Annotated in this window: 17 protein-coding genes and 1 other RNA gene; 3 read left to right on the top strand and 15 right to left on the bottom strand. The window is 66.8% G+C overall.

Features of this window, described 5'->3' with window-relative positions; translation table 11 throughout:
* Positions 1-24: 24 nt before the first annotated feature.
* The 7 genes from RT655_RS15200 to RT655_RS15170 all read right to left on the bottom strand — a co-directional run bounded on the left by RT655_RS15200 (position 25) and on the right by RT655_RS15170 (position 4,194).
* Positions 25-348: a YbaB/EbfC family nucleoid-associated protein gene (locus tag RT655_RS15200; RefSeq protein ID WP_121078246.1), complete on the bottom strand. Its 324-nt coding sequence runs from the start codon at positions 346-348 to the stop codon at positions 25-27.
* Positions 345-2,006 (bottom strand): DNA polymerase III subunit gamma/tau, encoded by a 1,662-nt coding sequence (locus RT655_RS15195; protein WP_313538278.1) that lies wholly within the window; start codon positions 2,004-2,006, stop codon positions 345-347. The genes RT655_RS15200 and RT655_RS15195 overlap by 4 nt, the downstream gene beginning before the upstream one ends.
* 75 nt (positions 2,007-2,081) lie before the next feature.
* Positions 2,082-2,179: signal recognition particle sRNA small type (gene ffs / locus RT655_RS15190), an RNA gene on the bottom strand.
* 45 nt (positions 2,180-2,224) lie between these two features.
* Entirely contained in the window at positions 2,225-2,353 is a 129-nt protein-coding gene (locus RT655_RS15185) for a hypothetical protein (protein ID WP_313538276.1), read from the bottom strand.
* A 94-nt stretch (positions 2,354-2,447) separates the two neighbouring features.
* Complete coding sequence (locus RT655_RS15180; protein ID WP_313538274.1) at positions 2,448-3,098, bottom strand: sigma-70 family RNA polymerase sigma factor; 651 nt, start codon at positions 3,096-3,098, stop codon at positions 2,448-2,450.
* 96 nt (positions 3,099-3,194) lie between these two features.
* Positions 3,195-3,332, bottom strand: a complete 138-nt coding sequence (locus tag RT655_RS15175; protein ID WP_313538272.1) for a hypothetical protein — start codon at positions 3,330-3,332, stop codon at positions 3,195-3,197.
* Positions 3,333-3,396: 64 nt separating this feature from the next.
* Complete coding sequence (locus RT655_RS15170) at positions 3,397-4,194, bottom strand: response regulator (protein ID WP_313538270.1); 798 nt, start codon at positions 4,192-4,194, stop codon at positions 3,397-3,399.
* Between the two features lie 274 nt (positions 4,195-4,468).
* Here RT655_RS15170 and RT655_RS15165 point away from each other — a divergent pair, with 274 nt between their 5' ends.
* From RT655_RS15165 to RT655_RS15155, 3 genes are all read left to right on the top strand, one after another.
* The gene (locus tag RT655_RS15165) at positions 4,469-4,639 is read left to right on the top strand and encodes a NepR family anti-sigma factor (protein ID WP_175488056.1); all 171 of its coding nucleotides are present in this window, start codon (positions 4,469-4,471) and stop codon (positions 4,637-4,639) included.
* A gap of 12 nt (positions 4,640-4,651) precedes the next feature.
* A complete protein-coding gene (locus tag RT655_RS15160; protein WP_313538267.1) occupies positions 4,652-6,220 on the top strand; it encodes a histidine kinase dimerization/phosphoacceptor domain -containing protein in 1,569 nt (522 codons plus the stop codon).
* 267 nt (positions 6,221-6,487) lie between these two features.
* A complete protein-coding gene (locus RT655_RS15155; RefSeq protein ID WP_121078255.1) occupies positions 6,488-6,622 on the top strand; it encodes an entericidin A/B family lipoprotein in 135 nt (44 codons plus the stop codon).
* 43 nt (positions 6,623-6,665) lie between these two features.
* Here RT655_RS15155 and tatC read toward each other — a convergent pair whose 3' ends face one another.
* The 8 genes from tatC to argS form a co-directional block, all read right to left on the bottom strand.
* The gene (tatC, locus tag RT655_RS15150) at positions 6,666-7,457 is read right to left on the bottom strand and encodes a twin-arginine translocase subunit TatC (RefSeq protein WP_313538264.1); all 792 of its coding nucleotides are present in this window, start codon (positions 7,455-7,457) and stop codon (positions 6,666-6,668) included.
* Positions 7,454-7,903 (bottom strand): twin-arginine translocase subunit TatB, encoded by a 450-nt coding sequence (locus tag RT655_RS15145; protein ID WP_313538498.1) that lies wholly within the window; start codon positions 7,901-7,903, stop codon positions 7,454-7,456. The genes tatC and RT655_RS15145 overlap by 4 nt, the downstream gene beginning before the upstream one ends.
* Positions 7,904-8,000: 97 nt before the next feature.
* A complete protein-coding gene (locus RT655_RS15140; RefSeq protein ID WP_121078261.1) occupies positions 8,001-8,234 on the bottom strand; it encodes a twin-arginine translocase TatA/TatE family subunit in 234 nt (77 codons plus the stop codon).
* 106 nt (positions 8,235-8,340) lie between these two features.
* Positions 8,341-8,940 carry an SMC-Scp complex subunit ScpB gene (gene scpB, locus RT655_RS15135; protein WP_313538261.1) on the bottom strand — a complete coding sequence of 200 codons (600 nt, stop codon included), beginning with the start codon at positions 8,938-8,940 and terminating at the stop codon, positions 8,341-8,343.
* Positions 8,937-9,671, bottom strand: a complete 735-nt coding sequence (locus RT655_RS15130; RefSeq protein ID WP_313538259.1) for a ScpA family protein — start codon at positions 9,669-9,671, stop codon at positions 8,937-8,939. The genes scpB and RT655_RS15130 overlap by 4 nt, the downstream gene beginning before the upstream one ends.
* A gap of 209 nt (positions 9,672-9,880) precedes the next feature.
* Positions 9,881-10,885: a beta-N-acetylhexosaminidase gene (nagZ, locus tag RT655_RS15125; RefSeq protein ID WP_313538257.1), complete on the bottom strand. Its 1,005-nt coding sequence runs from the start codon at positions 10,883-10,885 to the stop codon at positions 9,881-9,883.
* A gap of 42 nt (positions 10,886-10,927) precedes the next feature.
* Positions 10,928-11,641 carry an SPOR domain-containing protein gene (locus RT655_RS15120; RefSeq protein WP_313538255.1) on the bottom strand — a complete coding sequence of 238 codons (714 nt, stop codon included), beginning with the start codon at positions 11,639-11,641 and terminating at the stop codon, positions 10,928-10,930.
* Complete coding sequence (gene argS, locus RT655_RS15115) at positions 11,641-13,365, bottom strand: arginine--tRNA ligase (protein WP_313538254.1); 1,725 nt, start codon at positions 13,363-13,365, stop codon at positions 11,641-11,643. Before argS ends, RT655_RS15120 begins: the two co-directional genes overlap by 1 nt.
* Positions 13,366-13,587 lie beyond the last annotated feature (222 nt).

Genomic DNA, 13,587 nt, shown 5'->3' with positions numbered 1-13,587 from the left:
CTTATGGTTCCCTAAGCAACTGTCTCAGAACGGGAGCTTGAAGCCCGGCGGCAGCGGCAGGCCGCTGGTCATCTTGCTCATCGCCTCCGACGACGCGCTATCTGCCTTGACCCGCGCATCGTTGAACGCAGCGACCAGCAGGTCTTCCAGCATCGCCTTTTCGGCGACGTTGACCAGCGAATCGTCGATCGCAATGCCGATGATCCGGCCCTTGGCGCTGGCCTTCACCTTGACCAGGCCGCCGCCCGAAACGCCCTCGACCTCGACCGTGTCGAGATTGGCCTGTGCCTTGGTCAGCTCGGCCTGCACATTCTGCGCCATGGCCATGATTTCTTCGAGACTCTTCATCCGTCACTCCCGGTCTTGGTCCAGCCGATCAACTCGGCATCAGGAAAAGCTTGCATCGCGGCGGCGACGATCGGCGAGGCGAGCACGGCGTCGCGCTCGGCCGCTTCCGCTGCCGCCTGTTCTTCGCGCAGCGTCATCGCAGTGGCGCCGTCGACCAGCGTCACCTTCCAGTGCACACCGGTGCTGTCCTTGAGCGCGCCGCCCAGTTCACGCACGAAATCCTGAGGCAACGGCCGTGCCGCGCCGAAATCTATCTCGCTGCCCTCGAACCGCACCGGACGCATATAATCGCGGACGAACATCGCCAGCTGAAGGCGGCGATGTTCCTCCAGATGCTCGGCGAGCTCGGCAAGGTTGGTCGGCAGCACTGGCCCGGCTTCCTGTACCGTTGCCGGCGCGGGTGCGGTCGGCTCGGCAGGTGCCGCGGCGGCAGGCGCGCCCGCCGGCACCGCGATGCTGCCGCTGAGGATCTGCTTCGCCAGTTCGCCCGGATCGGGGAGCTGCGCCGCGTGGATCACCCGCAGCAGCGCCATCTCGGTGGCCTCGATCGGCAGGGCTGCCTTGGCGACCTCGTCATGCCCGCGCAGCAATAGCTGCCACAGCCGGTGGAGCGCCGGGAAGGACAGCCGGCTCGCCCAGCCCTCCATCGCCTCGCGTTCCTCGGTCGACTGGCCTGAAAGGCGATCCGTACCGAGCTTGACCAGCGTCACGCCGTGCACCGTCTCCAGCAGCGCACGCAGCACCGCCAGCGGGTCGACGCCCAGATCATATTGCGCGCGCAGCCCCGCCAGCGCCTGCTGCGCCTGGCCTTCGACCAGCGTGCCGAACAGCGCCCGGTTCGCGCCGCGATCGGACAGGCCGAGCATCTGGCGCACCGCCTCGGCCTTCACCCCCTCGCCTTCCAGCCCCGCATGCGCGATGGCCTGGTCGAGAATCGAAAGCCCATCGCGCGCCGAGCCTTCCGCCGCACGCGCCACCAGCGCCAGCGCTTCGGGCTCGGCTTCGACCTGCTCGGCTGCGCACACCTTGGCGAAATGCTCGGCGAGCAGCTCGGCGGGGATGCGGCGCAGGTCAAAGCGCTGGCAGCGCGACAGGACCGTCACCGGCACCTTGTTCACCTCGGTGGTGGCGAACAGGAACTTCACATGCCCCGGCGGCTCCTCCAGCGTCTTCAAGAGCGCGTTGAACGCGTTCTTCGACAGCATGTGGACTTCGTCGATGATGTAGATCTTGTAGCGCGCCGAGACGGCGGCGTAGCGCGACGCCTCGATGATCTCGCGCACGTCGTCGACGCCGGTATGGCTCGCTGCGTCCATTTCGATCACGTCGATATGGCGCCCCTCGGCGATCGCGCAGCAGGGCTCGCAGACGCCACACGGATCGATGGTCGGGCCGCCCTGCCCGTCCGGGCCGATGCAGTTGAGCGCCTTCGCGATCAGGCGGGCGGTGGAGGTCTTGCCCACCCCACGCACGCCGGTCAGCAGGAAGGCGTGCGCCAGCCGGTCGCGCTTGATCGCATTGCCCAACGTGGTGACCATCGCATCCTGCCCGATCAGCGCGCTGAACGTCTGCGGCCGATATTTGCGGGCAAGCACGCGATAGGCTTCGCCGCGCTGCGGCTGCGGGGGTTCGTCGAGGCCAAGCAGGGAATCGGACATCGCTGCCTATCTAGGCATCCCCGGACGATTTGTCGAAGAGGGAGACGCGATGGCCTGTGGATAGCAATGTGGGAAATGGGTGGGAGCCGGAACGACCCGGGACGAAATCGTTACGGCTGCTTCCTTCCGGACCTGACCGGGTTGGCGACGATCCCGTCCGCCCGACTCCCGCGGCGCATATGGGGGAAGCGCGCGCGGGTGGCAAGGGCCTTGCGAACTTAGTGTGCGAGCTGTGCCAATCGGGCAAGAATACCGCCGACCAGCGCACCCAGCGCCAACAGCGACATCATGGTCGCCATACAAGGTCCGAAACCAGACTGGTGATCGTTGAAGCGGTCGAGTCGCATAAAAGCCTCCGTGTGACGACAATTTGTCACGCCGGAGGCTCTCATGAAAATCCGTATGCTTCCTTACCGGTTTACCACAATTCGTGGCACCGGATCAGCGTTCGCGGCTGAGATCCTCGACTTCGCCCATGATCGTGTCGAGCGCGGTGCGGCCATCCTCGTTGAGCGCGGTCGAGCGGCGAGAGGGCAGTTGCCCTTCGGACATCAGCGCCTCCAGCGCAACGCGGCCGCGCGCGACGCGGCTCTTGATCGTGCCGACGGCAACCTGGCAGATCTCGGCGGCCTCTTCGTAAGCGAAGCCGCCCGCGCCAACCAAAATCAGCGCCTCGCGCTGGGGCTGCGGCAGGTGCAGCAGCGCGCGTTGCATGTCCGCCAGCTCGACATGGCGATCCTGGCTCGCCGGCGCCGCCAGCAGACGGTCTGCGACCAGATCGTCCCATTCGCCCTTGAAGCGCGCGCGGCGCATCTGGCTGAGATAGAGATTGCGCAGGATGATGAAGGTCCAGGCGCGCATGTTGGTGCCGGCTTGGAAGCGCTTGCGCGCCGCCCACGCCTTCAGCAGCGTTTCCTGTACCAGGTCGTCGGCAAGATCGCGGCTGCCCGACAGCGAGCGGCCAAACGCGCGGAGGTGCGGGATCACTTGCGCCAACTGCGTCTTGAACTCGGGATCCGACAGCGAAACATGTTCCACCGGGGCCGCAGGCGCGCCCGGTTCGTCGTGATCCGTGTGGGTAGCTTCGGTCATGCAATCCCGATCGTTAGCGCGCAGGGCGTCGCGGTTCGTTGTCAAGCTGGGGTCGGACGGCTTGATGTCAAGCATCATGCTGTGCAGCATCTGCCGTCAAACCAACAAGATAACAGCAAAAATCACAATGACCAGCAGCGTGCCGATAATCAGCACATAGCGCGCCACGCCAGGGGTCGTGCCAGCGCGGGCGCGATCCGTGGAGAGGTGGGCGGGTTCGTCTTGCTCAGCCATATCTGCTAAACACGCAAGAACCGTTTTAGGTCCGTACCGGAGGGAACCCGCCCGTATTTTCCGATCAGGCGGGGACCGTCGCCTCGTCGAAGAACAGCGCCTGGCTGATCGTCGCCTTCACCGTTTCGCGCTGGAACGGCTTGGTAATTAGGAAGGTCGGCTCGGGGCGTTCGCCCGTGAGCAGGCGCTCTGGGAAGGCAGTGATAAAGATCACCGGCACCGCAAACTCGGCAAGGATGTCCTTCACCGCATCGATGCCGGAGCTGTCGTCAGCCAGCTGGATGTCGGCCAGGACAAGCCCCGGACGGTCTTCCATGGCGAGCGCGACGGCTTCGTCCCGCGTGACGGCGACGCCGGTCACGTCGTGGCCGAGGTCGCGGACGATCTGCTCGAGATCCATCGCGATCAGCGGTTCGTCCTCGATGATCATCACGCGCGTGCGCGTCTGGCGCTCGATCTCCGCCACCGCTTCCGCGACCAGTTCGGTCACGCGCGCAGGCTGCTCGCCGATCAGATAGGCGGCGTCCTCGGGGGGAAAGCCTTCCACCGTGGTCAGCAGCAGCGCCTGGCGCGACAGCGGGGTAAGGCGGGCAAGGCGCTTGCGCGCGATCGATTCGGCGTCATTGCCCTGCTCGACCGCGTCGATGCTGTCGTCCCACTGGCTCGACTGCCAGATGACCTGGAAGGTACGATACAGGCCGAGCCGCGCATCGACGTCGCGCGGGAACTGATCGGGCGCCTCGACGATCGCTTCGAGGGCGGCGCGGACATAACGGTCGCCTTCGCCCTGGTTGCCGGTGAGCGCACGGGCATAGCGCCGCAGGAGCGGAAGGTGCGGCGCGAGTTGCTGACCAAGCGACATGAGCTGTGTTTTCTCCATCAGGTTCGGGGGCCTTTGTTGCCCCCGACGGGCAGTATTTCAATCGATTCCGTCACCCGAAGAAGCCCCTCCCCGGATTTCGCATCGATGGTGGAACAATCGAGGTGCTCTTTGGTTTCATCGTCCAGACCGCGTGGATGGTTACCGCGACGCCGGGTGCTTGCACTCGGCGTCGTTATCACTATTCGCGGTACCGGTCACATCGTTCATCCGTCCGGGCGTTCCGGACATTTTCCGGACCCTTAGGGGGGAATTGGTGCATTCCGCTAAAGATGATCAGGGCAAGCAGCCGCAGCCGGAGCAGGGAAGCGACAAGAAGTCGCGCCCGAACGCCGACGTGGGTGACGTATTGCGCCGCACATATGACGAGACGCTGAACGAGTCGGTGCCGGATGACCTGCTCGACCTGCTGAAGAAGCTCGATTAAACGAATCCACCCATGAACGGCCTGGATTCTCCGCTCCGCGGCCGAGGCTTCTCGGCGGCGCTCGGGCGCTTGCCCACGGGCGCCAAGGTATTCCTGATTCTCGTCGGCGCGTTGCTGCCGCTGGCGCTCATTGCCCTGTTCACCGCCCTCCAGACGACCCGTAGCGCCGACGACGAGGCACGCGAACGGCTGAGCGTCACCGCGCAGGAAAGCGCGGGCAATCTCGAGAACCTGCTGGCGAACCATGTCGCACAGCTGGGCGAGGCGCTCGCCGCACTCGAACGCAATCCCGATGACGCCCCCAGCTGCACCCGGCTCGCCGGCACCTATGCCGCGCAAGGCCAGGCGCATTTCGTCGTGCTCGATCGGCGCGGGCGGACCCTGTGCGGCCGCGCGTTCGAGCAGATTCGCATGGCCGATACCCCCCGCAGCGATGTTGCCGCGCGAATCGTCCCGGGCGGGCTGCTGCTGCGGATCAGCGGAAGCGACGGCGCGACCGCCACGGCCTATTATCCGCGCGATCTGCTCGCGGGGCTTGCCCGGCCGAGCGGTTTCGTCCCCGAATATGGCGCGGCGCTGATCGGCCATGGCGACCGGCTGACGCTGCGGGCGCTCAAGGACAACGGCCCGCTCGATCGCGGCAAGAGCCTGCGCAGCAACCTCGGCGTCGATGATCTTGCGCTGGAAACCACCATGCCCGGCGCACCGATCACCTCGCCGCTGGTGATCGCGACGGTGCTCCTGGTGGTGATGTGGATCGCTGCCGCCGGCATCGGCTGGTTCGTCGTCGACATCCTCCTGATCCGCCCGCTCCGCCAGCTGCGCAGCAGCGTCGCGAATTACCAGCCAGGCGACGTGATCGATACCGAGCGGCTGGGGCCGATACCCGCGCAGGAAATTCGCGAGCTGGGCGACACGTTCAGCGAAATCAGCCGCACCGTGCAGGCGCATGAGGCCGATCTTGCGAAGGGCCTCGTCCAGCAGACCCGCCTCACCCGCGAGGTGCACCATCGGGTGAAGAACAACCTGCAGGTCATTTCCAGCCTGATCAACTTCCATGCCCGCGCCGCCAGGGGCGAGGAGGCGGCCAACGCCTATGCCTCGATTCAGCGCCGCGTCGATGCGCTCGCCGTGGTGCACCGTCACCATTATGCCGAGATGGAAGAAAATCGCGGGCTGGAGCTGCGCTCGGTGATCGGCGAGCTTGCTGCAAACCTCCGCGCCACCGCGCCGGAACAGGCGCGCGGGATGGGCATCACGCTCGAGGTCGAGTCGCTGCTCGTTACCCAGGACGTGGCGATCGCGGTGTCGTTCCTATTGACTGAGATCATCGAGCTTGCGGTCAGTTGCAACCCCGCCGCGCAAATCCGCATTTCGATCAAGGCCCCCGAAGACGCGGATCGCGCCGTGGTGCGCGTCTCTTCGCCCGCCTTGGTGGGAAGCCCCGCCTTCGAGGGACTGGTCGACAAGCGCTATGGTCGTGTGCTGCTGGGCCTCGCCCGCCAGCTTCGCACCCAGCTGCACCACGATCCGCTGGTCGGCGCCTATGAGACGACAATCGCGATCACGGGACGCTTTTGAAAAATCACTTTCCAGCAGGAACCGCCAGCAGGGAAGCGCGTTTTAAAATTCGGATAGCGACCTTTGCCCCCCCCCTCTCCCTATCCACGACATGGGCCCGGAAGCGTCTTCCCCCCCCCCCCCCCCGGTGACGCTTCCGGGCCTACTTCCTTCCTGACATCGCTGGATCGGCTTTTGAACGGTTCTCTGCGCCGCGCTGCAGGAACGTTTCCACGCGCGCAGCATTGAACCTTCGTCCCGGCAAACGGGGAATGAAGGAGAATTTCGATGCGTAAACTCATCACCGCCGCCGCGCTTGCCGGCACGCTGCTGATCGCCGCCTGCAACACCGTCGAGGGTGCGGGCAAGGACGTTGCCTCGGCGGGCGACACCGTCGCCAACGCCGCCGACAAGTCCAAGTAACGATGTCAGGGAGCCCCTGCCGCACCCGCGGCGGGGGCTTCGCTCATTCGGCGGTGTGGCCCTCTGCGTTCGCCGCATCCGCCTCGGTCGCCGCCGTGCGCTCACGCCGCCGCCGGGTAAAGTAAATCGCGACCAGCGACAGGAAATACAGCCCGATCAGCGGGCCCGCCAGCAGCAGCTGCGACCCGACGTCGGGTGGGGTCAACACCGCCGCGATCGCCACCGACGCGACGATGGCATAGCGCCAGGCGCCCTTCAGCTGCTCATAGGTGACGATGCCGGCATGTTCGAGCAGCATCAGCAGCACCGGCAGCAGGAACGAGATCCCGAAGCCGAAGATGAACTGCATGATGAACTTGAGATAGTTGTTCACATCCGGGAGCGCGGTCTGCTCGACGCCGCCCAGATTGCCCTGGAAGCCGAGCAGGAACTTCAGCGCCACTGGGATCGCGACGAAATACGCCATCGAGGCACCGGCGATGAACAGTACCGGCGTCGCGAGCAGGAACGGCAGCAGCGCCTGCTTCTCGCGCCGATAGAGGCCGGGCGCGACGAACTGCCAAAGCTGGTTGGCGATGATCGGGAAGGCGATCATCAGCCCGGCGAAGAACGCCACCTTCACCTCGACCAGGAAGCCGCCGAAGATATCGGTGTTGATGATCTTCGCCTGCCCCGCCGTCTTGAGCGGTGCGACGAGGAAGGACAGGATGCCGCGCGCGAAATAGAGGCAGCCGCCGAATGCCACCAGCAGCGACAGGATCGACCAGACCAGTCGCTTGCGCAGCTCGATCAGATGCTCGAGCAGCGGGGCCTGGGTATCGTCGATTTCGCTCACGGCTGCACTTCGCTGGCGGGGGGAACGGGCTTGGCGTCGTTTGCGGCGGGCTTTGATGCCGAAACTTCGACCGGAGCCGGGTCCGGGTGAATGTCCGGCTGCGGCGTCATCACCGGCGCCGCGCCGTCGTGCGGCACATGGTCGTTCGGATCCGCAGTATGCATGGAATGTTCGATGGCGGGCGGCGTTTCGGGCGCAGCGAGCGGCTGCGGCGGATATTGCCGCATGATCCGCTCATTCTCCGCCGCCCACTGCTTCTCCAGCTCGGCCAGTTCGGCTTCGCGCACCATCGAATCGATGCCCGAGCGGAACTGACGCGCGACGCCGCGCGCCTTGCCGACCCATTTGCCGACGAAATGCATCGCCCGCGGCAGGTCCTTCGGCCCGATGAAGATGAGGGCGGCGATGGCCACGACCAAAAACTCGCCGGAATCGATATTGAACATTCTGTCGGCGCATCCACTCGCACGGCATGCCCCGGTCACCCGGTGCGCTGCGATCAAATCCCGGGCCGCCGGGCTTTACCGGTGGCCCGGCGGGGTCTCAGCGATGCTCCTCGCGGGCGCGCTCTGCTTCCGGCGTGTAGCCCGGCTCGGGTGCCGGCTTGCCTTCGATGCGGGTCGGCGGCGTCTGGGTATCGTCCTCGGCCATGCCCTTCTTGAAGTTCTTGATGCCCTTCGCGACGTCACCCATCATGTGGGAGAAACGGCCGCCGCCCAGCAGCAGGATGGCGATGATGCCGACGACCAGCCAGTGCATCAGGCTGAAGCTACCCATGAGAATTCTCCTTGATATCCCGACCTATCTAAGGCCCGCGGCTCCGCACGGCAACGGTTGATCGCCCTACGCTGGCGTACGCAGCGCCGAACGGAAGGTGACGCCTCTATTCCTCATCCGTGACAGTTTCGCTTTCCGCTGCCGCCTCGGCCGCGTCGAGCTGTTCCAGCGCGAGATCGACGGGATCGAGCAGTCCCGCCGCCTTGAGATCCTCGATCCCCGGCAGGTCGCGCCGGCTGGCCAGCCCGAAATGGCTGAGGAAGCCCGGCGTAGTGGCATACATCAGCGGCCTTCCCGGCACCTCGCGGCGCCCGGCGGGGCGCACCCAGCCCGCCTCCATCAGCACGTCGATCGTGCCCTTGGATATCTGCACGCCGCGGATCGCCTCGATCTCGGCCCTTGTCACCGGTTCGTGATAGGCGATGATCGCCAGTGTCTCGATGCCGGCGCGGCTGAGCTTGCGGCTATCCTCGCGGTCGCGGCGGAGCAGGTGCGCGAGATCGGCGGCGGTCTGGAAATGCCAGCGATCGCCACGGCGGACCAGTTCGATGCCGCGCCCGGCATAGTGGTCCCCAAGCGCCGCCAGCGCCGCGCGGATGTCCACCTCCGGTCCGACATAGGCGCGGATCTCATCGACGCTGAGCGGTGCTTCGGAGGCGAACAGCACCGCCTCGACCGCACGCACGGGATCGCCCGTGTCGATCATAGCGGGATTGCCTTGAGATAGAGCGGCGCAAAGGGCGCGTCCTGGCGGATCTCCAGCCGCCCCTGCCGCGCAAGTTCCAGCGCGGCGACGAAGGACGAGGCCAGCGCGGAACGACGAAACAGGTCGCTGGCGCCCTCGGGCAGGAAGTTTTCGATGACGCTCCAGTCGACCCGCGTGCCAAGCTGCGTGGAGAGGCGCTCCAGCGCCGCCTCTAGCGTCATCACGTCGCGGTGCGCGACGACGTGCATCACCGGCCGCGTGCGCGCGCTGATCCGGCCATAGGCGGCGATCAGGTCGTAGATCTCCACTTCCCACTTGGCTTGGCGCTCGACGCGCAGACCCTCGGGGGCGCCCCGCGGAAAGACGTCGCGCCCCACCCGGTCGCGCGCCACCAGCCGGGCGCCTGCCTCGCGCATCGCGCTCAGCCGTTCGAGGCGGAGTTGCAGGCGCAGCGCCAGTTCCTCGGGGCTCGGGCTCTCGGCGGGGTTGCGGGGGAGCAGCAGCGCGGACTTCAGGTATGCGAGCCATGCCGCCATCACGAGATAATCGGCGGCGAGCTCCAGCCGCAATTCGCGCGCGGCGTGGACATAGGCGAGATATTGCTCGACCAGCTCGAGGATCGAGATCTGGCGCAGATCCACTTTCTGCGTGCGGGCGAGCGCCAGCAAAAGGTCGAGCGGGCCTTCCCAGCCCTCGACCTCGATCTTCAGAATGTCATCGCCCCCGTCCACGAGGTGGTCATAGGAGGGGCACGCCCCCCAAGCAAATCCTCCCCTGCACCGCAGGGGAGGAAGAAGATGCGCTGTACCGAGCCCACAAATCCTAGCCCCTCCCCTTCAGGGGAGGGGTTGGGGTGGGGCTGTGTCTCGCAGAGACCGACAGACGTTCTGGAATCCCTCCACCCCAACCCCTCCTCCAAGGAGGAGGGGCTTAAGTGGGCTCAGCTCAGCCCCAGCAATGCATCCCGCTTGGCGAGCAGTTCGACGAGCGGCACGTCCTCCGCCTCCCCCACCGAGTCCATTGCCCGTGCCAACCGCTCGAGGCACACCGCCGGCGCATCCGGGATCCGGGATACGATCTCGACCATCTCTGGCATCCGTGCCCAGCAATCGAGCACCACGTCGCACCCCGCCGCCAGCGCGCGCTCGGCCTTCTCGCCCGCGGTGCCGGAAAGCGCCTTCATGTCGATATCGTCGGTGAACAGCAGCCCGTCGAAACCGATCTGCCCACGGATAATCTCGCGGATCACCGTCGGCGAGAGCGTTGCGGGCAGGTCGGCATCCCAGGCCTCGAACACGATATGCGCGGTCATCCCCATCGGCGCGGAGGCGAGCCGCTGGAACGGCAGCAGGTCCGCCTCCAGTGCCTCGGCGCTCGCCTTCACCCGCGGCAATTCCAGATGGCTGTCGACCATCGCCCGGCCATGCCCCGGCATGTGCTTGACGATGCCCACCACGCCGCCCCGCGCCAGCCCGTCGAGCAGCGCCCGCCCGAGCGCCGCCACCCGCATCGGATCGCGCCCGAACGCGCGGTCGCCGATCGCAGGCGTCCCGCCCTCCACCGCCACGTCGAGCAACGGCGCACAATCCACCGTCACTCCCGCTTCGCGAAGGATGTGCGCCAACGCCTGGCCGTTCGCCCGCGCCGCCTCGATCGCGGAGATCGGCGCACGGTCGTACAGCGCATCGAAGGCGGCACCGGTCGGGAAGGCCGGCCAGACCGGCGGCTGCATCCGCGCAACGCGCCCGCCTTCCTGGTCGATCAGGATCGGCAGGTCGTCGCGCCCGTGCAAGCTCCGCAGATCGTCGGTCAGCGCCCGCATCTGCGCGGGATCCACGCAATTGCGCTTGAACAGGATGTAGCCGAGCGGCCCCGCCTCGCGGAAAAAGGCGCGTTCGTCGTCGGTAAGCGTCGGGCCGGAGAGGCCGAAGATCACGGGCTTCATGGGAGAAAGGCCTAGCCGATCCGCCCTCGCCTGCAACCCCTGTCAGCTCGCGACGAAGCAGTTCTCGCCCGCGACCTTCAGCTTGCCGCAAATCTCGCGCGCCTGGCCATTGCTCCCGGCATTCACCCGCAGGCGATACACGGTCTTGCCCTCGGGTATGGCGAACGGGACCACCAGCTTGCCGAGCGGCGCGAGATAGGCAAATCGCTTTGACATCCGCGTCCAGGCGGCATTGGCTGCGCCTTCGCTGGGGAAGGCCCCCAGCTGCACCAGCGCCCCCGCCCCCTCGCCCGCCGAGCTCGCCGCTGCAATCCTGCGGTTCGGCGTTGGCTTGACGATCGTAGGGGCAGGCAGCGCGATCGTCGCGCTGCTGCTCGCCTTGGGGCCATTGGCCGGCGCCTGGCGCGGCTTCTGCCCCTCGACCGGCGCCTCGGGTAGCGCGCCGACATTGATGCCCGCCTCGCTCGGCCCGCCCTGGCTGGTGCGGAAGACGATGTCGCCCTCGCCGTCGACGCGCATGCCGCCCGGCGTGTCCGGCCGCACCTTGTACGGCTCGGCGGGCGCAGCGATCAGCGCGCCATTGCCGTCGCGCGAGGCCTGGTGCTTGAGCCAGTAATAGACGCCGCCTGCAGCCCCCAGCACGAGCAAGGCGAGGAAGACCGTCACGAACACACGGCCCTGCCGCGGCTCCTCATAGGCCTCCTCCACCGTCTCCAGCCAGGGGAGCCGCTCGTTGTCGTCGAACCGGCCGGGCATCACATCTCCTCGACCGCCTCCACGCCCATTAGCGCGAGGCCGTTGCGGATCACCTGCTGCACCGAGCGCCCGAGGAACAGCCGCGCAGCGGTCAGCGCGGGCTGGTCGACCATCAGGAAACGCCGATCGGCAGAGTCGTTGCCCATATTGTAGAGCGCGTGGAATTCTGCCGCCAGATCATAGAGATAGAAGGCGATGCGATGTGGTTCGCGCGCGCTGGCCGCCGCATCCACCACGCGCGGGAACTGCGCAGCGAGCTTCGCCACGGCCAGTTCGCGCCCGTCGAGCAGCGACAGGTCCGCCGCCTCGTCCAGGCTGATCCCGGCCTCGGCCGCGCGGCGATGCACCGATGCCACGCGGGCATGGGCGTATTGCACGTAGAAAACCGGGTTTTCCTTGGAGGTCTCGAGCACCTTGGCGAAGTCGAAGTCCATCTGGGCATCGGCCTTGCGGGTGAGCATGGTGAAGCGCACCACGTCCTTGCCCACTTCGCGCACCACGTCCGCCAGCGTGACGAAATTGCCCGCCCGCTTGGACATCTTCACCGGCTCGCCAGCGCGCAGCAGACGGACCATCTGGACCAGCTTGACGTCGAAGCGGGTCTCGCCGCCGGTCAGCGCCTGCACCGCCGCGACGATCCGCTTCACCGTGCCGGCATGGTCAGCGCCCCAGATGTCGATCAGCTGGTCGGCCGACTGCGCCTTCTGGAAGTGATAGGCGAGATCCGCGCCGAAATAGGTCCACTGGCCGTTCGACTTCTTGATCGGGCGATCCTGATCATCCCCGAACTGCGTCGAGCGGAACAGCGGCAGCTCCACCGGCTCCCAATCCTCGGGGGTCTCGCCCTTGGGAGCCTCCAGTACGCCGTCATAGACGAGGCCACGTTCGCGCAGCCATGCCTCGGCCTGCTCGGGCTTGCCGGCGGCCTGGAGCTCGGCCTCGGACGAGAACAGGTCGTGATGGATGCCGAGCAGCGCCAGATCGTCCTTGATCATGACGAGCATCGCCGCGACCGCGGTCTTGCGGAACAGCGCCAGCCATTCGCTCTCGGGCGCGGAGACGTACTTGTCGCCATACTCGGCGGCGAGCTGCTGGCCGACCGGCTTCAGATAGTCTCCCGGGTACAGGCCCTCGGGGATCTCGATCGTCGCGCCCAGCGCCTCGCGGTAGCGCAGATGCGCCGAGCGGGCGAGCACGTCGACCTGCCCGCCCGCGTCGTTGACATAATATTCGCGGATGACCTTGTGGCCGACATATTCGAGCAGGCTCGCCAGCGCATCGCCCACGACCGCGCCGCGGCAATGGCCCATGTGCATCGGACCCGTCGGGTTGGCCGAGACGTACTCGACGTTGACGGTCGTCCCCGCACCCAGCGACGAGCGGCCATAGTCGGCGCCCGCGCGCAGGATCTCGGCGACTTCGCCGCGCCAGCTGTCCGCGTGCAGCTTCAGGTTGATGAAGCCGGGGCCGGCGACCGACACGGCCGCGACCTCGTCCAGCTTCTCCAACTCGGCGACCAGCTTCTCGGCGAGCGCGCGCGGATTGGTGCCGGCGGGCTTGGCGAGCACCATCGCGGCATTGGTGGCGAGATCGCCATGGCTCGGATCGCGCGGCGGCTCGACCGTGATCGCACGTCGCTCCAGCCCCGCAGGCAGATCGCCGGCGAGGACGAGCGCATCCAGAGCCAGATTCAGATGCGCGGCGAAACGAGCATAAAGCGTCATTGAGCAATCCAATGGGGAATGGGAGCGGCGGCTGTAGCGCAGTGGCGCGGCGCCGTCATCCCTATTGGAGCTCACGATCCTCCCCTGCAAGGGGAGGTGGCAGGCCGAAGGCCTGACGGAGGGGTGCCACCGGCCGAAAAGGAGCGGTGCCACACTAGCTTCGACACCCCTCCGTCGCGCACCGCGCGCCACCTCCCCTTGCAGGGGAGGGTCGGACGCGCG

The organism is Sphingomonas sp. (genome assembly GCF_032114135.1).
GTDB lineage: Bacteria > Pseudomonadota > Alphaproteobacteria > Sphingomonadales > Sphingomonadaceae > Sphingomonas.
The sequence above is the reverse complement of the archived record's forward strand: the minus strand, read 5'-3'. Positions and strand labels throughout refer to the sequence as shown.

Coding starts and splice junctions, on each gene's coding strand:
- RT655_RS15200 (WP_121078246.1), bottom strand. CDS start 348: ATGAAGAGTCTCGAAGAAATCATGGCCATGGCGCAGAATGTGCAGGCC.
- RT655_RS15195 (WP_313538278.1), bottom strand. CDS start 2,006: ATGTCCGATTCCCTGCTTGGCCTCGACGAACCCCCGCAGCCGCAGCGC.
- RT655_RS15185 (WP_313538276.1), bottom strand. CDS start 2,353: ATGCGACTCGACCGCTTCAACGATCACCAGTCTGGTTTCGGACCTTGT.
- RT655_RS15180 (WP_313538274.1), bottom strand. CDS start 3,098: ATGACCGAAGCTACCCACACGGATCACGACGAACCGGGCGCGCCTGCG.
- RT655_RS15175 (WP_313538272.1), bottom strand. CDS start 3,332: ATGGCTGAGCAAGACGAACCCGCCCACCTCTCCACGGATCGCGCCCGC.
- RT655_RS15170 (WP_313538270.1), bottom strand. CDS start 4,194: ATGTCGCTTGGTCAGCAACTCGCGCCGCACCTTCCGCTCCTGCGGCGC.
- RT655_RS15160 (WP_313538267.1), top strand. CDS start 4,652: ATGAACGGCCTGGATTCTCCGCTCCGCGGCCGAGGCTTCTCGGCGGCG.
- RT655_RS15155 (WP_121078255.1), top strand. CDS start 6,488: ATGCGTAAACTCATCACCGCCGCCGCGCTTGCCGGCACGCTGCTGATC.
- RT655_RS15145 (WP_313538498.1), bottom strand. CDS start 7,903: ATGTTCAATATCGATTCCGGCGAGTTTTTGGTCGTGGCCATCGCCGCC.
- RT655_RS15140 (WP_121078261.1), bottom strand. CDS start 8,234: ATGGGTAGCTTCAGCCTGATGCACTGGCTGGTCGTCGGCATCATCGCC.
- scpB (WP_313538261.1), bottom strand. CDS start 8,940: ATGATCGACACGGGCGATCCCGTGCGTGCGGTCGAGGCGGTGCTGTTC.
- nagZ (WP_313538257.1), bottom strand. CDS start 10,885: ATGAAGCCCGTGATCTTCGGCCTCTCCGGCCCGACGCTTACCGACGAC.
- RT655_RS15120 (WP_313538255.1), bottom strand. CDS start 11,641: ATGCCCGGCCGGTTCGACGACAACGAGCGGCTCCCCTGGCTGGAGACG.
- argS (WP_313538254.1), bottom strand. CDS start 13,365: ATGACGCTTTATGCTCGTTTCGCCGCGCATCTGAATCTGGCTCTGGAT.